Source organism: Prevotella sp. AGR2160, assembly GCF_000424185.1.
Lineage (GTDB): Bacteria > Bacteroidota > Bacteroidia > Bacteroidales > Bacteroidaceae > Prevotella.
The window spans coordinates 53,330-79,977 of sequence record NZ_AUJK01000004.1 but is presented as its reverse complement, the minus strand read 5'-3'; the positions used below and the strand labels follow the sequence as shown (position 1 = coordinate 79,977).

At 54.7% G+C, this 26,648-nt stretch carries 24 protein-coding genes; 22 read left to right on the top strand and 2 right to left on the bottom strand.

The features are described 5' to 3' along the window. From G604_RS0104215 to G604_RS0104165, 11 genes are all read left to right on the top strand, one after another. The gene (locus G604_RS0104215) at nt 1–462 is read left to right on the top strand and encodes a pseudouridylate synthase (RefSeq protein ID WP_051220212.1); all 462 of its coding nucleotides are present in this window, start codon (nt 1–3) and stop codon (nt 460–462) included. A 3-nt stretch (nt 463–465) separates the two neighbouring features. Beyond that, complete coding sequence (locus G604_RS0104210; protein ID WP_028909466.1) at nt 466–912, top strand: acyl-CoA thioesterase; 447 nt, start codon at nt 466–468, stop codon at nt 910–912. Continuing rightward, nucleotides 909–2,699, top strand: coding sequence for a beta-ketoacyl synthase N-terminal-like domain-containing protein (locus G604_RS0104205; RefSeq protein WP_028909465.1), 1,791 nt, complete (start codon nt 909–911; stop codon nt 2,697–2,699). The genes G604_RS0104210 and G604_RS0104205 overlap by 4 nt, the downstream gene beginning before the upstream one ends. Nucleotide 2,700: 1 nt before the next feature. After that, a complete protein-coding gene (locus G604_RS0104200) occupies nt 2,701–2,961 on the top strand; it encodes a phosphopantetheine-binding protein (protein ID WP_028909464.1) in 261 nt (86 codons plus the stop codon). A 12-nt stretch (nt 2,962–2,973) separates the two neighbouring features. After that, on the top strand, nt 2,974–4,779 hold the full coding sequence (locus G604_RS0104195) for a beta-ketoacyl synthase N-terminal-like domain-containing protein (RefSeq protein WP_028909463.1): 1,806 nt from the start codon (nt 2,974–2,976) through the stop codon (nt 4,777–4,779). 3 nt (nt 4,780–4,782) lie between these two features. Next, nucleotides 4,783–5,136, top strand: a complete 354-nt coding sequence (locus G604_RS0104190; protein ID WP_028909462.1) for an EamA family transporter — start codon at nt 4,783–4,785, stop codon at nt 5,134–5,136. A 3-nt stretch (nt 5,137–5,139) separates the two neighbouring features. Then, nucleotides 5,140–5,754 carry a LolA family protein gene (locus G604_RS0104185; protein ID WP_028909461.1) on the top strand — a complete coding sequence of 205 codons (615 nt, stop codon included), beginning with the start codon at nt 5,140–5,142 and terminating at the stop codon, nt 5,752–5,754. Beyond that, nucleotides 5,729–6,286, top strand: coding sequence for a hypothetical protein (locus tag G604_RS15480; RefSeq protein ID WP_231376038.1), 558 nt, complete (start codon nt 5,729–5,731; stop codon nt 6,284–6,286). Before G604_RS0104185 ends, G604_RS15480 begins: the two co-directional genes overlap by 26 nt. Then, nucleotides 6,261–6,638 carry a hypothetical protein gene (locus tag G604_RS15380; RefSeq protein ID WP_051220210.1) on the top strand — a complete coding sequence of 126 codons (378 nt, stop codon included), beginning with the start codon at nt 6,261–6,263 and terminating at the stop codon, nt 6,636–6,638. Before G604_RS15480 ends, G604_RS15380 begins: the two co-directional genes overlap by 26 nt. 7 nt (nt 6,639–6,645) lie before the next feature. Further along, nucleotides 6,646–8,148: a glycosyltransferase gene (locus tag G604_RS0104170; RefSeq protein WP_036904575.1), complete on the top strand. Its 1,503-nt coding sequence runs from the start codon at nt 6,646–6,648 to the stop codon at nt 8,146–8,148. An 84-nt stretch (nt 8,149–8,232) separates the two neighbouring features. After that, the gene (locus tag G604_RS0104165) at nt 8,233–9,723 is read left to right on the top strand and encodes a phytoene desaturase family protein (protein WP_028909459.1); all 1,491 of its coding nucleotides are present in this window, start codon (nt 8,233–8,235) and stop codon (nt 9,721–9,723) included. Nucleotides 9,724–9,782: 59 nt separating this feature from the next. Here G604_RS0104165 and G604_RS13470 read toward each other — a convergent pair whose 3' ends face one another. Continuing rightward, nucleotides 9,783–10,223, bottom strand: coding sequence for a hypothetical protein (locus tag G604_RS13470; RefSeq protein WP_155941851.1), 441 nt, complete (start codon nt 10,221–10,223; stop codon nt 9,783–9,785). Nucleotides 10,224–10,560: 337 nt separating this feature from the next. Between G604_RS13470 and G604_RS0104150 the strand changes: the two genes are divergently transcribed. The 11 genes from G604_RS0104150 to G604_RS13460 all read left to right on the top strand — a co-directional run bounded on the left by G604_RS0104150 (nt 10,561) and on the right by G604_RS13460 (nt 22,425). After that, nucleotides 10,561–10,902: a helix-turn-helix domain-containing protein gene (locus tag G604_RS0104150; RefSeq protein ID WP_028909458.1), complete on the top strand. Its 342-nt coding sequence runs from the start codon at nt 10,561–10,563 to the stop codon at nt 10,900–10,902. Nucleotides 10,903–10,907: 5 nt separating this feature from the next. After that, nucleotides 10,908–12,425: a phytoene desaturase family protein gene (locus G604_RS0104145; RefSeq protein WP_036904573.1), complete on the top strand. Its 1,518-nt coding sequence runs from the start codon at nt 10,908–10,910 to the stop codon at nt 12,423–12,425. Nucleotides 12,426–12,550: 125 nt separating this feature from the next. Further along, nucleotides 12,551–13,312 (top strand): alpha/beta hydrolase, encoded by a 762-nt coding sequence (locus G604_RS0104140; RefSeq protein WP_231376044.1) that lies wholly within the window; start codon nt 12,551–12,553, stop codon nt 13,310–13,312. Nucleotides 13,313–13,317: 5 nt separating this feature from the next. Beyond that, the gene (locus tag G604_RS0104135; protein ID WP_028909455.1) at nt 13,318–14,466 is read left to right on the top strand and encodes an acyltransferase; all 1,149 of its coding nucleotides are present in this window, start codon (nt 13,318–13,320) and stop codon (nt 14,464–14,466) included. A 28-nt stretch (nt 14,467–14,494) separates the two neighbouring features. After that, nucleotides 14,495–17,095: an MMPL family transporter gene (locus G604_RS13465; RefSeq protein WP_051220208.1), complete on the top strand. Its 2,601-nt coding sequence runs from the start codon at nt 14,495–14,497 to the stop codon at nt 17,093–17,095. 109 nt (nt 17,096–17,204) lie between these two features. Then, nucleotides 17,205–18,503, top strand: a complete 1,299-nt coding sequence (locus tag G604_RS0104125; RefSeq protein WP_028909454.1) for an esterase — start codon at nt 17,205–17,207, stop codon at nt 18,501–18,503. Nucleotides 18,504–18,614: 111 nt separating this feature from the next. After that, nucleotides 18,615–18,839, top strand: a complete 225-nt coding sequence (locus G604_RS0104120) for an acyl carrier protein (protein ID WP_028909453.1) — start codon at nt 18,615–18,617, stop codon at nt 18,837–18,839. A gap of 199 nt (nt 18,840–19,038) precedes the next feature. After that, nucleotides 19,039–19,257 carry a DUF3791 domain-containing protein gene (locus tag G604_RS0104115; RefSeq protein ID WP_028909452.1) on the top strand — a complete coding sequence of 73 codons (219 nt, stop codon included), beginning with the start codon at nt 19,039–19,041 and terminating at the stop codon, nt 19,255–19,257. Next, nucleotides 19,254–19,730: a DUF3990 domain-containing protein gene (locus G604_RS0104110; RefSeq protein WP_028909451.1), complete on the top strand. Its 477-nt coding sequence runs from the start codon at nt 19,254–19,256 to the stop codon at nt 19,728–19,730. Before G604_RS0104115 ends, G604_RS0104110 begins: the two co-directional genes overlap by 4 nt. Before the next feature lie 229 nt (nt 19,731–19,959). Beyond that, on the top strand, nt 19,960–21,267 hold the full coding sequence (locus tag G604_RS0104100; protein ID WP_028909449.1) for a class I adenylate-forming enzyme family protein: 1,308 nt from the start codon (nt 19,960–19,962) through the stop codon (nt 21,265–21,267). 132 nt (nt 21,268–21,399) lie between these two features. Then, a complete protein-coding gene (locus G604_RS13460) occupies nt 21,400–22,425 on the top strand; it encodes an endonuclease I family protein (protein ID WP_155941850.1) in 1,026 nt (341 codons plus the stop codon). A 124-nt stretch (nt 22,426–22,549) separates the two neighbouring features. Here the strand turns inward: G604_RS13460 and G604_RS0104090 are convergent, their stop codons facing one another. Next, nucleotides 22,550–26,569 carry a two-component regulator propeller domain-containing protein gene (locus G604_RS0104090; RefSeq protein WP_036904571.1) on the bottom strand — a complete coding sequence of 1,340 codons (4,020 nt, stop codon included), beginning with the start codon at nt 26,567–26,569 and terminating at the stop codon, nt 22,550–22,552. Nucleotides 26,570–26,648 lie beyond the last annotated feature (79 nt).

The following is a 26,648-nucleotide window of genomic DNA, read 5'->3' as shown; positions in this document are numbered from 1 at the left end:
ATGAAAGAAGAAATAGATTTCAGGAAACCTTCCTCTTCCTTTCTCCGTTCCATTGACATCCATACGCTGCTGCCGCAACAGGAGCCGTTTGTGATGATCGGCTCCCTCGTGGCCTTCGATGAGACGACGACGGCTACGGAGACCACGATCCGTCCCGATAACCTCTTTGTCGACAATGGCCGTTTCGCGACGGCAGGAATGACGGAGAATATCGCGCAGACCTGCGCCGCCCGTATCGGCTATGTCAACAAGTATATTCTGAAGAAAGGGGTACAGATCGGCGTCATCGGTGCCGTGCGGAAGCTGCATGTCAGTGGGCATCCGAAAGCCGGCGATACCATCCGCACCACCGTCACTGTCGTCCAGGAACTCCTGGGCATGACCCTCGCCAACGCTGTCATCACCCGGGGGGATGAGACCCTCGTGACGGCACAGATCAAGTTGGCGGTGAAAGAAGAATAATATATGCAACTGAAGACATCGAAAACATTTGATATCCGCTTCAGCGAGGTCGACTCGATGAATGTGGTATGGCATGGCTCCTATGCCCTCTATCTCGAGGACGCACGGGAGGCTTTCGGGGCGGAGTATGGCCTCGACTATATGAACTATTTCAACCACCACTGCTATGCCCCCATCGCCGAGGAGACGATCCGCTACCGGAAGCCACTGCGCTACGGTATGAAGCCGCGTATCGATATCATCTACCGGCCGACGATCTCCGCCAAGGTGATCTTCGACTATGAGATCCATGATACCGCCGATGACAGCCTCGTCGCTACCGGCCGTTCTATCCAGGCATTTATGGATATGGACTATCAGCTCATCCTCTATAGTCCTGCCTGGTATAAGGAATGGCAGGAGAAATGGCATGTCTTCGACGGAGAAAATCAAGATTTACTGCACCCATGATCGTTGTTGAAGGACATAACATCATCTCACCTCTCGGCATGACGACGCGTGAGAATCTCACGGCCGTACGCCGCGGACAGTCGTCGCTGCAGACCTATCCGCATCACTGGGGCCTCCCCGAGGATATCACGGCCTCGCTGTTCTCCGATGAGCAGTGGAAGGCGATTGACGAGGACGGTGACGCTCCTGAGGCAGCGATGACTGCGGCTAATGGGGATACGTCGACTGCTGCGAAGGCTACGCCCTTTGAACAGGTGGTTGTCGCCTCCGCACGGCGTGCCCTGAAGGGTTGCTCCTTTGCCGTGGGTGGAAATGATGTTGTCCTCATCATCAGTACGACGAAAGCCAATGTCGGACTGTTGAGAACGGCAACGACCGTGGACGACCGGCTCATGCCCGGTGTGGCAGCACGGCGTGTCGCCGTGGCCCTCGGCGTGACGACGACCCCGATCGTTGTCGACAATGCCTGTATCTCTGGCCTCGCGGCACTGATCCTCGTAGAGCGGTTGTTGAAGCAAGGCAGTTACCGTCATGCCATCGTCTGTGGCGCCGACGTGCAGAACAGGTTCATCGTCTCCGGCTTCCAGTCCTTCAAGGCCCTGTCGCCACAGCCCTGCCGCCCGTTCGATCTCGAGCGCCTCGGTCTGAACCTCGGCGAGGCTGCGGCCACGATGGTCCTCTCCGTGGCCTGTCTCACTGACGGCCAGCCCCACTGGACCCTTGAGCACGGTGCCGTGCGCAATGATGCCTATCATATCAGCGCACCGAGCCGTCAGGGTGAGGGCGCCTATCGGGCGATCATGCGGGTGATGGGGGATCAGGGCAAGACCGTCTTTCAGAACCTTGCCGTCATCAGTGCCCATGGCACGGCGACGATGTTCAACGACCAGATGGAGTCGAAAGCCATCGAGCGGGCGGCGACGGCCTTGGACGGGACCGATGAGAAAGGCTTCTGCCGCATCCCCGTCAATGGTTATAAAGGCTATTACGGACATACCATGGGGGCCGCGGGAATACTGGAGACGATCCTAACCATGGCAGCTCTCGATGAGGACGTGATCCCCGCTACGAAAGGCTTCGCCGAGCGTGGCGTCTCGGGAAAGATCAGGGTCAACGGTGAGGAAAAAGCGGCCCACGGACATGCTTTCCTGAAGATGCTCTCCGGCTTCGGGGGCTGCAATGCCGCACTGTTGGCTGACAAGGTAACGGCTACGGCAAAGGCTGAGGCCCCGGAAGGTCTTACAGTTCACGATAACAACAAGTGTGAACTCGCGACGGTAGCTTCCCTTCATCTCACGCCTGCCGACGGTCCGTTGACGGAGTTGTATAAAGAAAATATAGGAGACTATCCGAAATACTATAAGATGGACTTGCTGAGTAAGCTCGGGTTCGTCGCCTCGGAACTCCTCCTGAAGCAAATCGGGGAGGAGCGGCCAGCGGAGGAGCGTGAGGACCGTGCCGTGATCCTCTTCAACCGCAGCGGCTCCATCCATGCTGACCGCCGGTATGTCGCGACGATCAGTGACGCTGACAACTATTATCCGAGTCCGTCGCTCTTCGTCTATACACTGCCGAACATCGTCACGGGAGAGATTGCCATCCGCAACCATTATCATGGTGAGACAAGCTTCTATATCCTTCCCGGGAAGGATGAGGCACTCATGGACCAGATTCTCCGTGCAGCCTTCCTCGACGGTAAGACAACGAGTATCCTCACGGGATGGCTCGACGCCGAGGATGAGCAGCATTATGAGGCGGATTTGAAAATTATAAAGAACGAAAAATAATATGGAAGAACTGATAGAAGAACTGAAGAAAGAGATCATTGATGTCCTCAACCTCGAGGAGATGACACCGGAAGATATTGATGCCGACGCGCCCCTCTTCGGTGTTGACGGTCTCGGCCTCGACTCCATCGACGCCCTGGAACTCATCGTCCTCATGGAGAAGAAGTACGGTATCAAACTCGCCAATGCCGCCGAGGGCAAAGATATCTTCAAGAGTGTGGCCACGATGGCCGACTATGTCAGTAAGCATCGTAAGAAATAAGCATCGGAAGAAATGAGTATTGTCATTGTCGGTCTCGGTATCCTCTGTGCCATTGGTAATGACAAGGCGCAGGTGCTCGAGTCCCTCCGCCAGCAGCGGACGGGGATCGGGGAGATGCGCTATCTCCGTTCCACCCATCATGAGCTCCCCGTCGGTGAGGTGAAATGTACCAATGAGGAGTTGAAAACGCTCCTCGGCATCGATCCCCGCAAGGAGGTCAGCCGTACGGCCCTCTTAGGAATGGCCGCCACCCGGCAGGCCCTCGATGATGCCGGTATTCCCTATGCTGCGGAAGCCGGTGGGATACAGAAGCCGTCGGAACAGCATGCCGGCCCTCGTACGATCTTCGTCAATGGCACGACAGTGGGCGGAATGGATATCACCGAACAGCATTTCGGGGAGCTCCGTGCCCATCCCAACGGGCCGCTGGCCGAAGATACTCTCGATTGTCTCCATCACCACGACTGTGGCAGCAGTACGGAGGATATCACTCGGCATTTTGGCTGTTTTGAGGATTGTACCACGATCTCCACAGCCTGTTCGTCGGCAGCCAACGCCATCATCCTCGGCGCCCAACTCCTGGAGGCCGGGGAGGCCGACCGCGTCGTCGTCGGTGGCACGGAGGCCTTGTCGGTGTTCCATCTCAACGGGTTCAACTCACTGATGATCCTCGACCATGAGCCCTGCCGTCCCTTCGATAAGGACCGGGCGGGGCTGAACCTCGGCGAGGGTGCCGCCTATCTCGTCTTGGAACGAGGCGAGGAGGTCACGGCCGGACAGACCGTCTATGGCTATCTGCAAGGGTGGGGCAATGCCTGTGATGCCTATCATCAGACTGCCTCGTCGCCCGATGGCGAGGGAGCCACACGGGCCATGCACCAGGCTCTGGAGCGTGCGCAACTGCAGCCGACGGATATCGACTATGTCAACGCCCATGGTACGGGGACTCCCGATAATGACCGCAGTGAGAGTGCTGCCCTCCGCCGTGTCTTCGGCGACATGCTGCCGCCGGTGTCGAGCACGAAGTCGTTCACGGGACATACCACGAGTGCCTCGGGGAGTATCGAGGCCGTGATCTGCCTGTTGGCGCTGCGGCACCATTTCCTTCCCGCCAATCTCGGATGGAAGGCGGGCGCCGCGGATCTCATCACGCCCACGACGGGCGCCGACGATGTCACGTTGCGCCATATCCTCAGCAATGCCTTCGCCTTCGGAGGCAATGACTCCGCTTTGGTGTTCGGCAGTGAGCCCGTAGACCATGCTCAAATACAGCAAGGCGCAGCGCCGAAGGTCCTGTCACGCGTGGAAATCACGGAGAAGGCTGAGCTCTCCCGGCTGAAGGAGTATGTGAAACCCATGGAGATGCGACGTATGAGTAAGATCATCAAGAGTGCCCTCCTCTCCTCCCTCGACGCGCTGAAAGCGGCGGAGGTAGACTGTCCAAATGCCATCATCACGGCTACGGCATGGGGCTGTATGGAGAATAGTGAGAAGCTCCTCGATGAGTTGGAAGATAATGGTGAGGAGGCCCTCAAGCCGACCCTCTTCATGCAGAGCACCCATAACACCATCAGCAGTGCCATGGCCATCCGCCTGAAGGATCATGGCTATAACGTCACGATATGCCAAAAGGAGGATAGTATGCGCTGGGCGCTGAAACAAGCCCGGCTGCTCCTCGACAGTGGGTGCGTTCATACCGTCCTCGTAGGCTGTCATGACGAGACGACACCGTTGTTCACGGCCCTGCGGCGGCAGGCGGGGATGGCCTCTGACGATCATGAGGTCCACTCCGTCGCCATGGTCCTTAGTAACGCGTAGCCTATGTGGAAGATTCTCCCGTTAGCCGTCGTGCAGAGCATGCTCCTCTGTGGCGGTCAGGTGTTTCTGAAGTTCGCGATGATGCGGATGACACCGTTCGCCTGGACATGGGCATGGTGGCGGGCACTGCTCGTCAACTGGCCCTTCGCCGCCTGTGGCCTCTGCTTCGGCGCTGCCTCCCTGCTGTGGATGTATATCGTGAAGGTATTCCCCTTCTCACAGGCTTACCCGATGGTGAGTCTGAGCTATGTCTTCGGCATGATTGCCGCCATCGTCTTCTTCCATGAGGAGGTGAGCCTGACGAAATGGGTCGGCGTGGCCTGTATCATGATAGGTTGTATATTAATAGCGAAATAAAATATGAAGAAATTTCTTTTCTGCCTCTTCCTGGCCTTCACCGCTCTCGGGGTGCAGGCTCAGAATGCGGCGCAGGTGCGACAGCGCATCAATGCCGTTGCCGCCAAGATGAGAACGATGACGTGCGACTTCGTACAGACGAAGACGGTGAGGATGCTCAACAGCAAACTCGTCAGTCGCGGAAAGATGTATTACGCGCAGCCCGGTAAGCTCCGCTGGCAGTACACCTCTCCTTATCAGTATACCTTCATCCTCAATGGCAGTCAGGTGTATCTGAAGAACCGTGGCCGCAATGATGTTATCAATATCCAACAGAACAAGATGTTCCAGGAGATCACGCGCATCATGATGAATACCGTCGTCGGACGTACCGTCTCCAACTCCCGTGACTTCAAGGTCGCCCTCTCGGGAGCCGGCAACAGTTGGAAGGCCGTGATGACGCCGCAGAGCAAGACGATGCGACAGATGTTCCGGAATATCATTGTCCATTTCAACCTCCAGAAGGGTATGGTCTCCGCCGTCGAGCTCATCGAGAAGAACGGTGACCGCACGGTCATCGTGCTGAAGAATGTCAGAACCAACACGCCTCTCCATGCGAACATTTTTAGTATCCGTTAGCCTCCTCTTCGGAGTTCTGCCGCTGGCCGCCCAACCGATGGGGGGCAGCACGGCCAACGCGGTGTCGGTGTGCGACAGTGCAGTCTCGTTGTCGATGTGCGACAGTGCCGACATGATGCTGGTGTGCGACAGCACGGCCGACATTCCCGCCGACTCTCTCTTTCCCGTGAAGGACAGCAGTGAGGTGAAGCTGCAGGCGACGATAGAGATGAAGAAGGGCTATCTCAGCGGTATCTGTATCCTCTCCCATCAGGGCGACAGCATCCGTGGCGCCCTCTTCAATGAGTTTGGCATCACGGCGATGGATTTCTGTTATGACCTCCGTAAGGATGAGGTCACGCTGACCTCCGTCATGGCGATGCTCGACAAGTGGTATGTCCGGCCCGTCCTCCGTAAGGACCTGCTGGAAGTCCTCCATGCCCTCCGTGATGGGAAGACGACCTATGCGGATGACAAGTATGGCATCAAATTTACATTTTTACCTTTAATAGATAACGAAACAGAAGATGAAACTGAAGAACAACCTTTTTAAGATCAACAAGATCGACGACACGGACCAGGGACGTGCTTACGACATCACCCTCTTGGCCGATTGTAAGATTTACCAGGCCCATTTTCCCGGCCAGCCCGTCACGCCCGGTGTCTGTATCCTGCAGATTGCCAAGGAACTGCTGGAGGAGGAAAATGGCATGAGCTATGAGATCAGCGATATCAAGAATGTTAAGTTTCTCTATATTCTCTCTCCGAAGGACGACCCCGATGTCGTCTTCACGCTGACGAAGGTGGAGCCTTCCGAAGACCATAAGACGGTGAGCGCGAAGGTGGAGATCACCAATGCCGCCCATCATTTCGCCAGTATCTCTTTCACCTGTCAGGCACAATAAGCGTTTCATGCAGCCAACAGCCGATATCTCCTATGTACGGCGGACGCTCCGTGAACGGGGCATCTGCGTGCTCATCCCTACGTATAATAATGTAGGGACCATCCGGCGTGTCGTGGAGGATGCCCTGCTCTATTGCGCCGATGTCTTCGTCGTCGACGATGGCAGCGATGACGGCACGACGGAAGAACTGGAAACGCTGGAGACAATTACCCTCATCAGCTACCGCCGGAACCGCGGCAAGGGCTATGCCTTGAAGACGGGCTTCCGCGCCGCCCTTAAGGCGGGCTTCAGCTATGCTATCACGATGGATGGTGACGGCCAGCATTTCGCCAAGGATATCCCCGCCTTCCTCAGGGCCAACCAGGACTTCCCCGGCTCCGTCATTATCGGCAGCCGCCGGCTCGAAGGAAAGGAACGGTCGGGGGGCAGCAAGTTCGCCAATCAGTTTTCTAACTTCTGGTTTGCCGTCCAGACACTCCATTATCTCCCCGACACTCAGACGGGCTACCGGCTCTATCCCCTGAAGAAATTATATAGCTTCGGCCTGCTCACCTCCCGTTATGAGGCTGAGTTGGAGCTTATCGTCTTCGCCTCGTGGCATGGCGTGGAACTTCATTCCATTCCCGTGGATGTCTATTATCCGCCACGGGAAGAGCGCGTGAGTCATTTCCAGCCGGGTCTCGACTTCACGCGTATCAGTATCCTCAACGGATTCCTCTGTTTCCTCTCCGTGGTCTACGGACTGCCCCTCTGCCTCTTTCGTAAGCTGATGACTTTCCTCAGGACAGCATGGGCCTTCCTGTTCTTTGTCTCAACAATCACCGTGATTTTCACGCCGTTGGTATGGCTCTATGTCCATATCGGGAAGATGACGGAGCATAAGCGGTGGAAGATCCATCTGCTCATCTATCATGCCGCCCGTTTCGTGACGATCCACATGGGGATCCCGGGCGTGAAGTTTCACTATCAGGTAGACCCGTCGGTAGACCTCGACAAGCCGGCCGTCTATATCTGCAACCATCAGAGTCACCTCGATCTCGTCTACCTCCTCTCCCTGACACCAAGGATCATCTTCCTGACAAAGGGATGGGTATGGCATAATCCGCTCTATGGCTTCCTCATCCATGAGGCGGAATACTATCCGGTGATGGACGGCATAGGCAGTCTGTTGCCGAATTTCCGATCCCTGGTGTCACGGGGCTACAGCATCGCCATCTTCCCCGAGGGGACGCGCTCACAGACCCTGCGTGTCGGCCGTTTTCATAAGGGACCGTTCTATGTCGCCGAACAGTTGGGTCTCGACATCATCCCCGTCTACCTCTATGGTACGGGCCGTTGTCTGCGGAAGAAAGAGTATCATCTCAACCGCACGCCGGTCTATCTGGAGGTCGGCAAGGCATGGACGCAGGAAGAGTTGAAGAAGTTGGGTAATGTGACGGAGCAGTCGCATTTCTTCCATCACCAGTATATCAAGCATATCGAGGAAATCAATAACCAGATGGAGAAATAATTTAAAAGTAAAAAAGTAAAAAATTAAAAGAGTAAAACGTCCGTAGGGACATAATTTATTATGTTCTGTTCATGGAATCAAGATATGAAGAACGTACTCATTATCGGCAGCGGCCTCGGTGGACTGACCACGGGGGTGATCCTTGCGAAGAACGGCTATCGCGTGACGATCCTCGAACAGGACCGGCAGCCCGGTGGCTGTCTCCAGTGTTTCGAGCGCCATGGTGCCCGTTTTGAGACGGGCATGCACTTCATCGGCGCCGCCCGGGAGCATGAGACCCTCGGTCAGCTGTTCCGTTATCTGGAGATTGCCGACGACATCCGTCTCGTTCCTCTGGACCGTATGGGTTATAACATCATCGGCCTCGGTGGGGAGCGTTATCCTTATGCCAACGGACGGGAGGCGTTCATCGACACGCTGCTGCGTTTCTTCCCCGAGGAGCGGAAGGACCTCGAGGCCTATTGTGATCTCGTTGCCCGTATCGCCAACGCGTCATCCCTCCATACCCTCCGTTATGCCGAGAAGGATGATCCGTTCAGTCAGGAGTATATGCTGCAGTCGATGGATGGGGTCCTCAACAGGCTGATTGCCAATCCCCGTCTGCGGGATGTCCTCGCCGGGGACCTCCCCCTCTATGCTGCCGTGAAAGGGAAGACGCCCTTCGCCACTCATGCCTTCATCCGTGACTTCTATAATGACAGCGCTTTCCGTTTTGTCGGCGGCAGTGACCAGGTGGCCACGGCTTTGATCCATACGTTGGAGAAATATGGCGGAAAGGTTCGGACGAGGGCGAAGGTGACGCATATTTTCTGTGATGAGGCTAAGGCTACAGGCGTTGAGGTGAATGGTGAGAAATTCGTTCCGGCAGATATCATCATCTCCGATGCCCATCCTATCCGTACCCTCGAACTCGTAGATAGTCATCTCCTGCGCCCTGCCTACCGTCGTCGTGTCAACGCCATGCCACAGACGGTCGGCAGCTTCTCCGTCTATCTCCGTTTCAAACCCGATAGTGTCCCCTATATGAACTATAACTACTATGGCTATGACACGCCAACGCCCTGGGGCTGCGAGGACTATACGGAAGAGACATGGCCGAAAGGCTTCCTCTATATGCACCTTGCGCCGTCGGCACATCCACAGTATGCGGAGAGTGGCGTCCTCCTCTCCTATATGCACATCGAGGAAGTGAGCCGGTGGCGGGATACGACCATTGGACATCGTGGACAGGACTATCTCGACTTCAAGGCCCGCAAGGCGGAGAAACTGATTGCTGCCCTCGAGTGCCATTTCCCGGAACTGCGTGGGAATATCGCTGGTTATGACTCATCGACGCCCCTGACCTATCTCGACTATACGGGTACTGCCGACGGGTCAATGTATGGTATCGCGAAGGATGTCAACCTCGGCGCCGGTTGCCGCGTGTCCCATAAGACGAAGATCCCGAACCTCCTGCTCACGGGACAGAATATTAATTCTCATGGCATGCTCGGTGTCCTCGTCGGCACCATCGTCACCTGCAGTGAGTTGTTGACGGCAAAAGAGATCTACACGCAGATCCGGCAGAGTCTGTAGGAGCTTAGCGCTGACATTTACGGTCGCTATAATCTGTTTTTAGTTATGACAGAATTAGGCTACTGAATATTCAATCGAATCTTGATTTCATTAACGACAATATTAAATCTGTCCAAATGGTTCACCCATGAAGGAATATCTTTATCAATCCATCCCATGACTTTCAGTAAGTCAGAGTGAATGTCGGTTACTTTCTGTAGATTCCAACAGATAGCTTCATTGTGGTCTACACGGTTCCTCAAATGACGGAATCTGTTAAGATAAGCTGCAATCTTCTTGCGTTGACGTTGTTCCTTTGGCATATAGGGGAAAGCTTTACGCAAGTCTTTCCAAAGGATCAACTCATAGTTGCGATTAAGCAATGTTGTCCAAAATCCGAGAGTTAATTCAGCAGTAACCTTTGAAGGCGTTATGGTTTCACCACGACCCGAAATCATTTTCTGAGCCTGTGATATAGGCTTATTCAAGTCTTTCTCGAAAAATATTTTGTCGTATGCCATTTTATTCTTATCTTTGCAGTGCTGTCCCGGTAAGGCCCTCTCCCAGATATTTATGCTGGTGATGACCCCGGGTTTTTGCTTGTAACTATAGTGCTCTAGTCCATAACTATCGCTTTTTCGTTGCAAATATAATGAAAGTTTTTCAATATCAATGATTATTTGAAGTAAAAACTAGTGATTGTTCTAAAAAAATTGAGTATCTTTGCAAATGGAACTTCTCTGAAAGATAATTTATGAATATAGACAAGGTCAGAAAAATCCTCTCCCATGGAGAAGACTATAATATCGAGTTCAAACAATGCAAGAATGAGGTCAGTCATTCTGTGTATGAGACGGTATGCTCCTTTTTGGAACACAGCGGAGGCGTGTATACTACAAGGATTATCAAATTGATATCAAGAATAACAGGCAGTTTGAATTTTCATTTATCTATAGTGATGATGGTACTACCCAGACCACTACCCAGACCACTACCCAAACCACTACCCAGACAGATAAGCGAATGGCTATTTTGAGGTATATGGCTGAGCATCCGGAAGCTGGTAGAAAGGAAATTGCCGATCATATTGGAGATATCACAGAAAATGGTGTCAAATACCATCTGGCTAGACTCCAGAAAAAAGGTGTCATTAAAAGAGAAGGTCCTGATTTTGGAGGCTATTGGAAGATATTAAAGTAGAGATAATGGATACTGAAAATAAACAATCGGTGGTGATCATCGGGGGCGGGCTCGGCGGACTTTTCACGGGGGCTATCCTCGCGAAAGAAGGACTGTTGGTGACTGTGCTTGAGAAGAACGCTACCGTCGGTGGCGGCCTGCAGAGCTTCCGCCGTTTCGGCGAAACGTTCGACACGGGCATGCATGTCGTCGGCGGGATGGAGCCCGGCGGAAATATCCGGCGCATCTGTGAATATCTCGGTATTGCCGACAAGGCCCGTCTGCGGCCCGTCGATGCCGACTGCACCGATGAGCTCCACTTCCTGGAGGATCATCAGTGTTACCGTCTCGCTAAAGGCAAGGAGAATTTCATCCACTCCCTCGTCAGCTATTTCCCTGACGAGGAGGACGAGTTGCGGGCCTATGTGCGGGATATCTTTGCTATCGCCGACAGCATCGACCTCTTCAATCTCCGGCCATCGGAAGACTATATGACGGGACTTCCCGCCCATGCCCTCGAGGCAGCGAGTGACTTCATCGCCACACGCATCCGGGACCCGCGGCTGCGGAGTATCCTGGCCTATATGAACCCGCTCTACGGCGGTATGGAGGGGATCACGCCGGCTTATATCCATGCCATTATCAGTGCGTTGTATATCCATGGTGCCAGTCGTTTCATCGGAGGCACGGGTCGTTTCGCCGATACGCTGGCCGACTATATCCGCGCCCATGGCGGCAGCGTGCTCATGGGAGAGGCTGTGGAGACGCTTGATATCGAAGACCGAGTAGTCAAAACGGTGACAACGGCGAAAGGCCATACGTTCACGGCCGACTATGTCGTCTCCGATATCCATCCCTGTACCCTGCTGCCGATGATGCGTGGCAAAGGCTTCACGAAGGCCTTCCGTACCCGTCTGGAGGAGATCCCGAATACCTATTCCGCCTTCTCTGTCTATCTGAAGATGAAGCCGGAGACATTCCCGTATATCAATCACTCTGTCTATCTCATGACGCGTTATGACGATGTATGGCATTTTGGCGACAGCAGCAAGCCGTGGCCGATGGGACTCCTCATGATGACGCCGCCCGTCGACGACCAGGGCCCGTGGGCCCGTACCATCCTCCTCACTGTCCCGATGACCTTCGATGCCGTGAAGCCCTGGGAGGAAACGGTGACGGGCCATCGTGGCGCCGATTATCTGGCGTGGAAAGACGATTGCGCAGAGCGTATCCTCCGTCTCGTCGAACAGGTCTATCCGCATATCCGCGACGGTATCGAGGCCGTCAATACCGCCTCTCCGTTGACGATTCGTGATTATTACGGCAGTAAGGGAGGCACCCTCTGTGGCTTCTTGAAAGACTGCCATAACCCCGCCCTGACGAATATCCCCGTGGTGACAAAGGTCCGTAACCTCCTGCTCACGGGACAGAATATCAACCTCCATGGCTTCTGCGGCGTGCCCTTGACGGCCATCAACACTGCGGAGGCAATTCTCGGAAGAAATACGGTGATCAATCATATTAACGAATGTACAAAAGTCTGACGATATTACTATTTCTGCTCGTCTCTTGGTTGCCTTTACAGGCGCATGAGATGCATGTCGGGCGACAGAACGCCTGGACGAAAGTAGGAGAGCCCTGTCCCCCGGGCTTGCTGCCCTCGAAGCCGATGCTCCTCGGTAGTCAGCGGGTGCGCTTCACGGCCTATCCCGTTGCCGGAAAAGGTCATAAGGCCGTCATCGTCTGTCCCGGCGGCAGCTATTTCTGGCATGATATGGTGTCGGAAGGCGACAGTGTGGGCCGTTGGCTGCAGCGTAACGGCATCGTGGCCTTCGTCCTCCGTTACCGTACGGCCTATGTCCCCGCCTTCGTGTCCCATTACCGTCTCGTCTTCCGGGGTAACCGTTATCCCGACGCGCAGGACGATCTGCGGGATGCCCTCCGTTATGTCCGTCATCATGCCGCTGAGTATGGCGTGGATACCACACAGATCGGGGTCATGGGTTTCTCCGCCGGCGGACATCTCGTGATGTCAGCGGCGGAACTGTTCCCGCGCGCGGAGTGGCCGGCGTTCATCGTACCCGTCTATCCCGTCGTCACCATGGAGGAGCCATGGGTGCATAAACGGTCACGGCGGGGCCTCCTCGGTGACAGCCGTACACGCAACAAGGTCCTCCGCGACAGTCTGTCGCTGGAGCGCCATGTCCCCGAGGGCTGTCCGCCTGTCTTCCTCGTGAACTGTGAGGATGATCCCATCGTAGACTATCATAACTCCATCCTCCTCGACTCCGCCCTCACGGCCCGCCACGTCCCCCATGTCTATCTCCGTTTCCATACGGGCGGTCATGGTTTCGGCGCCAACAGCCTGAAAGGGACCGCGGAGTGCCGTGTGTGGCGCACGAAGTTTTTGGAATGGCTAAAAAAACAATAAATTCTATGCAAACAACCGAACAAGAGAATTTCGACGATATCCGTCCTTACTACGACGAGGAGATCCCCGCCGCCATGCAGCGTATCGCCCGGAGCGGATCCTTCCCGTTCCTGGCCAGTTATGTCTATCCCGGTGAAGACCTGGAGACGGTGCGGCAGCGTGTCGCTTCCTATCCCGATGCCCATACGTTCCAGCATCAGACGATGTATCTCGTCAACAAGCGCATCATCGAGCGGAGCATAGACCGTTTCACCTGTACGGGCATCGACCGTCTGTCGTCCCAAGGATCCTATCTCTATGTCTCCAATCACCGTGATATCATGCTCGACGCCAGTCTGTTGCAGAACGCCCTCATCGATGCCGGTTTCGAGACCACGGAGATCACGTTTGGTGCCAACCTGATGGTCAGCCAGCTCGTCATTGATATTGGTAAGAGCAACAAGATGTTCAAGGTCGAGCGCCCCGGTGGCAGTATCCGTGACTTCTACCGTAAGTCCGGTCATCTGTCTCGGTATATCCGTTATGCCATCACCGACAAGCACCACAGCGTGTGGATCGCCCAGCGCAACGGCCGTACGAAGAACGGCATGGACCTCACGGACCAGGGCATCATCAAGATGTTCTGTATGAGTGAGCCGATGGACAAGATCCGCGCCATCAGCGATCTGCATATCGTCCCTGTCTCCGTGAGCTATGAGTGGGAGCCGTGTGACGTGCTGAAGACCCTCGAGCTCTATGAGAGCCAGTTTGCCCAATATACGAAGAAGCCCGGAGAGGACCTGAACAGTATCATCACGGGAATCACCCAGCCGAAGGGCCGTGTCCATTTCGAGGTCTGTGAGCCGCTGACGGAGGTGGAGCTCCATGCCTTCGACGGGATGACGAACAATGACTACCACCGTGCCGTTGCCCGCTTGATCGACCGCCGTATCGTCACCGCCTATCGTCTGTTCCCGAACAACTATATCGCCTACGACCTGCGCTATGGCACGCCGCGCTTCGCCGACCAGTATACGGCGGAGGAAAAGGCGGCCTTTGAACGGCAGCTCTGTTCTCTCGACCAGTATGACACCTGTGATGTCGACCAGCTCAAGGATATCTTCCTCGGCATCTACAGTAATCCGATTGTCAACAAGTCGAAAGTGAACGACTGATCGGTAATAACGAAAATGTATTCAGTGAATGACTAAGTTCATTATTCATATCTACGACTATCTGTGTGCCCACCGCCGTATGGCCCTGGGCATCTTCTGCGTCGTCACGGCGCTGCTCGTGGTCCTCGTCTCGCGCATGCGGTTCCAGGAGGATATCACGGCCTTCCTGCCCCTCGACAGTCATCATCAGGAAGCTATGGAGGTGTATCAGAATATCTCCGGCGGTAACCGCGTCTTCGCCATCTTCCAGTATCCCGGTGGCCGTAAGGATGATCCCGACAGTCTCGTAGCGGCGATTGAGGATTTCCGTGCCGCTGTGGAGAAGGCGGACACGGGACATATTGCCCGACAGCTGACGACACAGGTGGACCTCAACGAGGTGGCGGGCGTGACAGGGTTTGTCTATAGCCATATTCCGTATTTCCTCACCGATCAGGACTATCACCGCATGGACTCCGTGCTCGCCGTTCCCGGCTACCGGGAGGCACAGCTGGGACGTGACAAGCAGATGCTTCTCTTTCCGTCGGGCGGTATGCTTGAGGGAAATCTCTCCCGGGATCCCTACAACCTCTTCACGCCTGTCGTGGCACGGCTGCAGCGGCAGAGTAGGGCGATGCGCTATGAGCTCTATGATGGTTATATCTTCTCGCCCGACATGACACGGGCTATCGTGATGATTACGTCACCCTTCGGCAACAGTGAGACGGAGAACAACGGACGCCTCGTCGACCTGCTGCAGCGCTGCGGCCATACGGCGGAGAGTCATCATAGCGGTATCGAGGTACATCTCACGGGCGGTCCCGTCATCGCCGTGGGCAATGCGCGGCAGATTAAGCAGGACAGTATCCTCGCCCTCTCCATCGCCGTCGTCCTCATCCTGGCCCTGCTGACACTCACGTTCCGGTCGTGGAAGAACTTGTTGCTCATCGCCATTTCCATCGCCTGGGGCTGGCTCTTCGCCATGGGCTGTCTGTCCCTCGTCCATACGCAGGTGTCGGTGATCGTCATCGGCATCTCGTCGGTCATCGTCGGCATCGCCGTCAACTATCCCCTTCATGTCATCGCTCATCTCGGGCATACGCCGAACATGCGGGAGGCGCTGCGGGAGATCGTCGCGCCCCTTCTCGTGGGGAATATCACGACGGTGGGTGCCTTTCTGGCCCTCGTGCCCCTGCAGAGCACGGCCATGCGCGACCTCGGCCTCTTCGCCTCCTTCCTCCTCATCGGCACCATCGCCTTCGTCCTTGTCTTCCTGCCGCAGGTGGCAGTGGTTCCACAGCACGGGGGCACCCCAATAGCACGGCCACAAGGGCCGCACCCTGTGGAGGGATTCTTCCATCGCATGGGTAATTTCTCCATCGACAACAAGCGGTGGGTGGTTGTCTCCGTCGTTGTCCTCACGGTGTTCTTCTCCTTTTTCGCTTTCCGCACTGGCTTTGACACGAATTTGACGCATATCAACTATATGACGAAGGAGCAACGCACCGACATGGCCTATTTCGCTCGTCTGTTCTCCGAACAGAAAGGCACACAGGAGGTCTATGTCGTCGCCTCGGGAAAGAACTGGGAGAAGGCGCTGCAGAAGAATGAGCGGTTCCTCAGCCGTTGGCAGCAGGAACAGTCCCTCCGCCAGGGGCAACAGCCGCTGTCGTCGGGGGCGCCGTTCCTCGTATCACAGCAGGAGCAGCGGCGCCGCCTCGGGCGCTGGCGGCAGTTTGTCCGCGACCATCAGGCCTTGCTGACAGACACGGCACCCCTTGCCGCCGCCGGGTTCACGCCCGATGCCTTCAGCGACTATCAGCAAATTCTTAAAGGGCGTTATGCGCCGGTGGCCTTCTCCGCCTTCCGTCCTCTGACATCGTCAGCCCTCTCGTCCTTCCTCTCCGATAATGAGAAGGAGGGTACGAAGAGCATTGTCAGCAGAATGACGGTCAGAGAACATGACGTGGCGCGGACCATCGCCGCCGTCAGCAAGGCGGATCCGTCGGTCTACGCCTTCGACATCCAGGATCTGAACAGTGCCGTGGCCAACAACCTCAGCAACGACTTCAACTATATCGGTTATGCCTGTTCGGCCATCGTATTCTTCTTCCTCTGGTTCTCCATGGGGAGTATAGAACTGGCGGCGCTGTCGTTCCTTCCGATGGCCGTGAGCTGGATATGGATCCTCGGACTCATGGGCCTCTTCGGCATCGACTTCAATATCGTCAATGTCATCCTTGCCACGTTTATCTTCGGCCAGGGTGATGACTATACGATCTTCATGACGGAAGGCTGCCAGTATGAGTATACCTATGGGAAGAAGATGCTCGGATCGTACAAGAACAGTATCATGCTCTCGGCATTGATCATGTTCATCGGCATCGGCACCCTTATCCTCGCCCGTCATCCGGCACTGCGCTCCCTGGCGACGGTGACGATCGTCGGCATGTTCTCCGTGATCATGATGGCCTATCTCTTCCCGCCGCTGATCTTCCGCTGGCTCGTATACCGTCCCGACGGCACGAAGCGTCCGCAGCCCATCACCCTCCGTAACCTCTTCACCGGTGCCTGGCGGCGTGATCCGCAGACGCCCGAGGAGAAGGCGCAGGCGGAGAGAGACCGGCGGAAATACATGTTGGAAAATTAATGCAGGGGCCGTCCCTTGTGGCGGCCCGCCGTCGGAACGGCGGAGTAGGTGGCCGTCCTATTGCGGCCACGCAAGGAAAATGGGGAATTTATAACCTGACATATTTGCAATGATAAAAATAAAATATCTTTTCCTTGGACTGCTGATGCTCCCGCTGGTGGCATCTGCACAACCGAAGATCATGCCGACGACGCATACTGTGACGTTTACTTACCGTAACGACACGGCGAAGGAGGTGGTGATCACGGGCTCGTTTCTGCCGCGGAAGACGTTCTGGACTCCCGCTGGCATCTTCGGACATGACGGAGAGGCGGAGATGACGAAGAAGAACGGGGTGTGGACCTATACGTCAGCCTCACTGCCCTCGGAGATGTATACTTATCGGTTCTTCATCGATGGTGATGACGACCGGCCGGCCCTCGACCCACTGAATCCAGATACCGTCCGTGATGTCGCCGACTTCTTCAACTTCTTCATCATCCCCGGTAATCCCGGCAGCAACTATCTCGACGAACGAATCCCCCATGGCACCCTCACGGCCCACTGGTATGACAGCACGGTCCCCGAGACGCAGCGCCGTCGTCTGCTCGTCTATACACCGTCGGGCTATGAGCATGGTGGCCGCTATCCCGTACTCTATCTCCTCCATGGTTCGGGAGGCGATGAGACGAGTTGGTCACAGTATGGCCGGGCCTGTCAGATCCTCGACCATCTCATCGCGCAGAAACGCTGTGTGCCGATGATTGTCGTCATGCCCAATGGTATCGCCGACCGGGCTGCCGCACCGGGTTATGACCCGCAGGACAAGCGCCCCGTGACGAGTAAGAACGTGGAGTCGATGATGGGTGCCGTGGAACGCTCCTTCGTTCCCGATATCGTCAACTATATCGACAGCCATTACCGTACCCTTGCCGACAAGGACCACAGGGCCATCGCCGGGCTCTCCCTCGGTGGCCTGCAGACGCTCGCCACGGCAGCGAACAATCCCGGCGTCTTCGGGTATGTCGGTCTCTTCTCGGCGCAGACGACGAACGGGTTGAAGGATAAGGATTTTAAAAAGGTAAAGCGCTTCACGAAGCGGATGATGAATCTGCACAAGAATATGCCGTTCCTCACGAAGGGCGGCCTGGGGAAGAAGATGATGGGCCTCGCCGATGACCTTCATAATGGTGACATCACCATCTACGACAGTATCGGCACGAAGCTCCGTCGGCAGTTTGCCGCCGGGGTCGATCTCTACTATATCGCCGTGGGCCGTGATGACTTCGTGAAGAAACTCAATGACGACTTCCGTCAGCGCCTCGACACCCTCTCCCTTCCCTATACCTATCACGAGACTGACGGTGGCCACAGTTGGGAGAACTGGCGGAAATATCTCATGGACTTCGTGGTAAGGATATTTAAATAAGGAAGGCCTCTCCCAACCCTCCCCAAAAGGGAGGGCTTACGAAATGAACAATTTTTAGAACAGGGATATGATTCATCATATTCCGTTAAATATGGATAAAAAATGAACGATATGGAAATAACGAAAGAAAGAATCAAAGCATTATTGCAGGATCTCCTGCCGTTGGTAGACCTCGACAGTGACTTCCTTTTTGCCGAACTCGACAGTCTCGGTGTGACGGCTATCCTCATGACCCTCTCCAAGGAGTACGGCATCGACCTCGAGGCCCAGGATGCCACGCCGAAGAACTTCAAGAACCTCGACGCCCTCGTGGAGTTGGTGAAGTCGAAAATGTAGAAGCCTCACCCCCCCCTCATTGTAGGGACATCATTCATGATGTTCCGCCCGCCACAATGTCGGATCATGATAAATCATGTCCCTACAGCGGATCATGATAAATCATGTCCCTACACTAGTCTTGAAAAATTATCAAGCTATTCCTTGCTTGTTCTAAAAAATAATATTATTTTTGTGGCAAAAAAAGAAAGGAAGAAAGATGAATGATAAATTTAAGATACCATATATGAATGCTGTAATCAGGGCTTTTGCGAAGCGCTTTGGCCTTGACCTACAATCAGCGTTTCATTATTTGTGGAACTTTAGGGGCATCAGGTTCCTTAATGACTATTATGACATTGAACATCTTCAATCCATAGATGATGCTGTCGATGATCTGTCTGCCCTTTGCATGAAGAATGGAGGAAAATTGTCATGAGACTCTATCACGGAACTAATGTGGACTTTGATAAAATAGATATCTCGAAATCAAATCCTTGGAAAGATTTTGGACAAGGATTCTATTTGACAGATATTTACGCACAAGCCTTGAAAATGGGCCAAAAGAAGGCCTTGATCTTTGGTGGCTCATCGATAGTTCAAGAATATGAATTTGATGAACGGTATTTGAGTAATGGTTTTCTAAAAGTGTTGTCTTTTGATAAGCCTGATGGTAATTGGGCTTCCTTTATTTTCAAGAATCGCAATAAGAAATTTAAAGGTAAGCAACATGATTTCGACATTGTCTATGGGCCTATTGCCAATGATGGAGTAGCTTATCTCTTAGGAAGATATGATGAAGGCTCGCTGACAATTGATGAATTAGCCAGAATGTTGGAATTTAAACATTTGAATAGACAGTATTATTTTGGAACGGAAAAAGCAATAGCATTACTTAGGAGGGTAAAATGACAACAGAACAGCAATCAACATTTCTTATCAATCATATTGTGGACCAAATGTCTCTGTTTCTTACGGAGGATTTCAATATGGATATACCATCTGCTTTGAATGTGGTCTATAATTCCAAGACCTTCTCCTTCTTACAGGACAAGAATACAGGACTTTATGTTGAAAGTCCTTCTTATGTCTACGAGCTTCTTAAAAAGGAATATCAGACTGGAAAGCTGAACTGATCGCCATGGAAATATTAGAATCATTCCTCCGTCGACATGCAGAGACGATGCCGGAGAAGACGGCGGTGATATGTGGCAGTGAGCGACTGTCTTATGGGGAACTGTGGCAGCGCGTGGAGCGGGCGGCAGCAGACTATGAGCCCCATCACGCCTATCCGTTCCGGAACACGCAGGATATCCACTTCCTCGTGACCTATCTCGCCATACACGTGGCGGGAGCCGTCGCCATCCCTCTGGCGGCAACGGGGACAGCGCCCGACATCTCCGCTCTCCCCGAGAAGATGCCCGACGGTATCGCTGACATCCTCTATACTACGGGGACGACGGGTCGACAGAAAGGCGTGATGATCTCCCATCGTGCCCTCCTCGCCGATGCCGAGAACCTCATCGACGCACAGGGTTTCAAGCGCGACACGATCTTCGTCATCTGCGGACCGATGAATCATATCGGCAGTCTGTCGAAACTGTGGCCCGTGATCCATGAGGGTGGCACTCTCGTGATCCTTGAGGGACTGCGTGACCTCCAGGCTTTCTTCGACGCTTTCACTCTCAATATCGACGGCGGTAAGTCCGAACGGCGCTATGCCTCCTTCCTCGTGCCCGCGAGTATCCGCCTCCTTCTGCAGGTCGGCAGCAGTGAACTGCAGGCCATCGCGCCGACGATAGACTTTATCGAGACGGGGGCGGCACCGATGCCACAGAGCGACCTCGAGGCCATCAGTGCCATCCTTCCCCAGGCACGGCTCTACAATACCTATGCCTCTACAGAGACGGGAATCATCACGACCTACGACTTCAACCATAACCCCTGCGTCGCCGGTTGCCTGGGCCGTCCGATGCGCCACTCCCGCCTCTTCATCACACCCGAGGGCACGGTAGCCTGTCAGGGTCCGACCCTCATGAGTGGATATGTCGGTGACGCGGCAGCGACGGCGGCCATCCTCCATGATGACACGCTGTGGACACAGGACATCGGAGAGATTGATGGTGACGGCAACCTCCGGCTCATCGGTCGTAATGGTGACACGATCAATATCGGAGGTTATAAGGTGGCACCGACGGATGTGGAGAATGCCGCTCTGAGTCTGGAGGGCCTCACGGACTGTATGTGCGTGAAGGCCTCCTCACCGATTTTCGGTGAGACGCTCAAGCTCCTTTATGTCGCCGACCGTGAGTTGACGAAGCCGCAGATCGCCCGCCATCTCGCCGCCCGACTTGAGCGTTGGCAGGTGCCGAATCTCTATGAACAGGTGGAGCGGATCCCAAGAACTTTCAATGGAAAATTGGATAGAAAGGGAATTGCAGGGACATGATTGATCATGTTCCGCCCAATGTGGGTGCGTGGCCGCATCTACATATTCTGTGCGGTATATGTTTTTAGCTGTTACTTTGTCTTTTATTTGTTTTTTTGTTGTAACTTTGTAGGCTCAAACAAACACATTTATATGTACAGAAAAATCATTTACCTCTCGCTGGCTGCCCTGATGGGTGCCACGATACCTGCTGAGGCCATTACGCGTCAGCAACTCATGCAGTATGCCTTCTCCCTCAAGGGTCTGAAGGGTGCCGAGTTGAAGACGGCCATGCGTAGTCTCCTGGCCCCGAAGACCGTCCTCTCTTACGGCAGCACGGAGCAGGGCACGTGGTGGGGCTTCTGGTATACCGACCGTGACACCGTCACCCAGGAGTGCATCAACCGCTACAGTTCCAAGAAGTTCTATTTCTCCGGCCATACGGGAAGGGCCATCAGTGGCATGAATATTGAGCACAGTTTTCCGAAGAGCTGGTGGGGCGGTGACAAGAACAACGCCTATAAGGACCTCTACAATCTCTATCCCTCCGATCAGGACGGCAACAGTGCCAAGGCCAACTATCCCATGGCTGTCGTGACGAACGTGAAGAGTGAGGATCCCGGTTATGATAAGGTTGGAACAGGAACGGTTGACGGTGCCACAAAACCCTGTTGGGAGCCCGGCGACCAGTATAAGGGTGATTTCGCCCGCGCTTATATGTATATGGCTATTGCCTACAGCAATCTGACGTTCAGCAGTACGGGCCTGCAGACGATGAGCAACAGCAAGGACAGTAAAGGTAATGTCTATCCGGGGATGAAACAGTGGGCTACTGATCTCTATCGCTCTTGGTCGCAGCAAGATCTTGTTAGTGATCTCGAACGGACGCGTAACAATGCCGTGGCAAAGATCGAGGGCAACCGTAACCTCCTCGTCGATTATCCTTATCTCGCCGAGTATGTATGGGGCGACAGTGTCAATGTTGCCTTCAATCCTTATACCTCTATCACGACGGCCGATGATGATGACCGTTATATGACACCCACAGCAATCATTGCGCCGACATTACCGCAGGTACAGATCCAGACACCTATTTATAATATGCAGGGCCAGCGTGTCGGTGCCGACTACAGAGGCATTGTGATCAGCAGAGGGAAAAAGATAATCAAGTGGAAATAGGCAGAATTTCACGACATCAAGAAAAGACAGAGCAACAGATTTAACATATCTTGTGGAGTATATGTTTTATCTGTTACTCTGTCTTTTTATTTTAACGTGTCTCGGAACATGATGAATCAAGTCCCTACTCGTGTTCTTTCTTGTATTGTGACGGCATATAGCCGTAGAGTTCCTTGAAGCACTTCGAGAAATAGCGCTGGGAGGAGAAGCCGACACGATAGGCGATCTCGCTGATGGTCAGCTGACTCTTCATGAGCAACTGCTCGGCGTGGCGCAGACGGATGAGACGGATGAACTCCGACGGCGTCTTGCCTGTCACGGCGACCATACGACGGTAGAGTTTCACACGACTCATCCCGAGGTCATGGCTCATGGTCTCTACGGAGAGTTCCGTATCGTCGAGATGTTGCTCCACGTATGCCGTAGCCTCATTGGCAAACTGCTCATCGACGGTGGTAATCTTCGGCTGACTGATCTTCACGTCGAGCTTCCCCTCGTCATTGATCTGTTCGTGTCGTAGCAGTCGGTCAATATGCAGTTGCAGCAGTTCCATGTTGAACGGTTTCTTGATATAGTCGTCGGCGCCACACTCACGGCTCTCGATCTCGTTCTCCTCCGATAGACGGGCGGTGAGCATGACGACGGGGATGTTGCGCGTGCGCTCGTCAGCCTTCAGTCGCTGACAGAGCTCGTTACCATCCATCTCGGGCATCATAACATCGGTGAGCACGAGGTCGGGATGCTCCTCACGAATCATCTCCAGCGCTTCCTTACCGTTATGGGCGAAGGAGAGGGCATATTTCTCACTCAGTTCGGCAGCCATGAACTCCAGGAAGTCCTCATTGTCGTCGACGAGGAGGATGGCGCTGTGGGGTGCCTCGGAGACATCTTCCTTTTGGTGTTTTAATGCATGTGCTGTCTTCTTGGTCACAGTCTGGTGGGCACTGTTGCCACCTGCGGTGACAAAGGCTTCTCCTTCCACATGACTGTGGGTCATTGGCAGGGAGATGGTGAAGACGGCGCCGCCGCCCGCACGGTCACTGACGGTGATGGTCCCGCCGTGCATCTTGACATAGGTAGCCACGAGGTTCAGTCCGACGCCGCTGCCGCCGTCATGGTCGTTGTCCTTACTTTGGAAGAACTGCTCGAAGATATGCTGTTTGTCGACATCGCTGACGCCGCGCCCCGTATCACTGACGACGAGGGTGAGCTGCCGTTCCGGTGTGTCAGCCTTCACGCTCACCTCGATGCGGCCGGGGACGGGCGTGAACTTATAGGCATTGGAGAGGAGATTGGTGACGATCTTTTCGACCTTGTCACTGTCGTAGTCCATCATGATATGTGTCGCCGAAGCGTGGAAGGCGAGGGTGATGGCCTTGTCGGATAGCTCGGAGAAGTTGCGGCAGACGGTGCCGACGGTCTCTACGATATCCCCTTCGTGAGGCCGGAACACCTCCTTGTTGTTCATCAGCCGGCGGACATCGAGCATTTCATTGATGAGATTAAGCAGTCGCACGCCATTGCGGTGCATGAGGCGCAGTTTCTCGATGACCTCGGGCTTCGTCTCCTCTTTCAGCAGGGAGGAGATGGGTGCGAGGATGAGTGTCAGCGGGGTCCGTAGCTCATGGCCGAGGTTGGTGAAGAAGACCAGTTTAGCTTCCTCGAGTTCCTTTTCCTTCGTCAGGTTGATGCGCTCGAGCTGTTCGCGGCGTCGCCGGTTCATCTCTCTCCAGCCATACCAGCAGACGGCCGTAATGAGGAGCAGATAGACGAGCCAGGCCCATAGGGAGAGATAGAAGGGCGGACGGATCGTGATGTGTAAGGTCTCTGTCTGCTGCTGCGGGTTCCCGTTATGATCGAGGGCCCGTACCTCCAAGGTGTAATGGCCGTAGTCGAGATCGGTGAAGGAGATGGCGGGCATGCTCTCAGCGGTCATTGACCATTTGTCGCCGAGTTCCTTGATGCGGTAGAGAAAACGGGGGTGTACGGGTTGGCCGATGCACGAGGCGGCGAGTTGGATGGTGAACGTGTTCTCGTCGTGGTTCAGCGTCACCTCCCGGCTGTCGTTGATGGCTTCCGTGAGGACGACATGCTTGTTGACTTTCTCGCCGACACAGATGACATGATCGAAGAAGGCGAGGTCACTGAAGATGACGCGGACGGGCTCCGGCGACATGCGGACCCGTTGCGGCTCGATGACATTGATGCCGTCGATGCCACCAGCGAGGATCTTTCCGTCATGGGTGCGGAGGATGGACCGCTTATTGAACATGCGTGTCTGCAGGCCGTCGGTCTCGTCATAGCTGTTGACGAAGAAGGACCAGTCGCCGTCTTCCTCTTTCAGGCGGATGCTCTTCAGTCCTTCGGAGGTGGTGATCCACATCGTGCCATGATTGTCCTCCCCGACTGCACAGACATCGATATGGCTGTGGACCCCTTGAAGGTTGACGGTATAAATTTTTCCGCTCCGTCGGTCACAGACGTTCAAGCCTGCCGCTGTGGCGAGCCATAGCAGCGCGCGGCTGTCACAGTATACCTGGTTGACGCTTGGCGAGGCGAGATGGACCTCGGCGCCCGAGAGACTCTTCTCCAAGGTCCGCTGACTATAGTTATGGATCTTATGGTCGCGGAGGGTGAGGACGGAGAAGGCCTGAGAGTGGCCGATGACGAGACCGCCGAAGCGGTCGAGGGCCAGCGAGGCGATATAGTCACTGCTGAGCTTGCTGTTATGGGTGTCGAGTGTGGTGAAGGAGCCGTCGGTATGAAGGATCTGCAGACCAGCGCCGAGGGTGCCGATGGCAATAGCGCCGTCGGGGAGCTCTTTCAGCGCCCATACATTATCTGACCGCAGGCCGCTGCTGCCCTGCCGCCATACTTTCCACCGTCCGTCCTTCAGCCGTGCCATGCCGCCCTGGAAGGTGCCGGCCCAGAAACTGCCGTCACGGGCGATGAGGGTGGAAACGACGATGTCGGAGCCGAGGCCGCTCTCTTCCTTGCCGATGGTATGTTGTTCTTTCGTAGCGGGGTTGTAGACCACGATACCCTTGTCGTTCGTGCCGAGCCAGAGGCGTCCGCCGTGATCCTCGCTGATGGAACAGATATCGCCTACGGGGAGGGTGTCGAAGAGATACTGTCCGCTGTAATAATAAGCCAGGCCCATACGGTACGTGCCGGTCCATACGATGCCCTCGTCGTCGACATAGAGACAGGAGATCGTGTTGTCGGGAAGAGAGAAGGGATCAAGGGGGTTGTTGAGCAGCTGTGCTACCTGTTGGTGCTGCCGGTTCAGACGGATCAGGCCGTCATGGTCTGTAGCCATGAGGATATTTCCCGACCGGTCCTCATTGAAGGCGAGGACCATGTTATAAGGCAGTACTTGCCACTGATGGGTGGTGGTATGATATAAATAAGGTGTATCTCCGGCCGTGACCCAGAGGTTGTGGGAGGAATCGATGAAAGTACTGTAGCCTTGGGATGTGACATCTCCCCGTGTCCTTGTGATGAAATCGGAGGACCATAGCAGACGGCGGCGCTGACGGTCGACGGCGATGATGAAGCCGTCGTCGTAGTTGATAACCGCCTCCGTGCCCATACTCGTGATGGCACTGATCTGTCGGCCTTGTGCCGGGCAGTGGCGGAGAATGAGGGTGGGGCGACTAGAAGCAAAGTCATAATACCACAGGGAGCCGTCGGTGAGTGCCAGCCAGAGGTTATGTCTGTCGTCGGCATGCGCCTTGAGGACCTGTCCGCGCATGCCGTGTCTCTGCAGCCACAGGCTCGTGCTGCGTGCTGTCGTTTCGTGGGAGGGATCGAAGATGCAGATGCCGGCGAGGGTCTCAAGCCACAACTTCCCGTCGCCGTCCTCCTGGATAGAGGTGATGGTGTTGTCGGGGAGCGACGTGGTGTCGCTCGCCTGAGCGAAATAGCTGCGGATGCGGAAGCCGTCGTAGCGGTTCAGTCCCAGCGGTGTGCCGATCCACAGGAAGCCCTCACGGCTCTTGTAGATGCAGTTGACCTTATTGTCCGAGAGCCCGTCACTGTAAGTCAGGCGGCGGAATTTCGGATTGAGGATCTGACTGCTGACGGTTATCGTCGACAGGATGAACAGGATGAATAGTAGAATAGTCTTATCTCTTTCTCTCATTATATTTGTTCTTAGGTATTGGTTCTCGGTGTGCAAAAGTACGAAAAAAATAATTGTCCACCAAATGATCGTCAAAAAT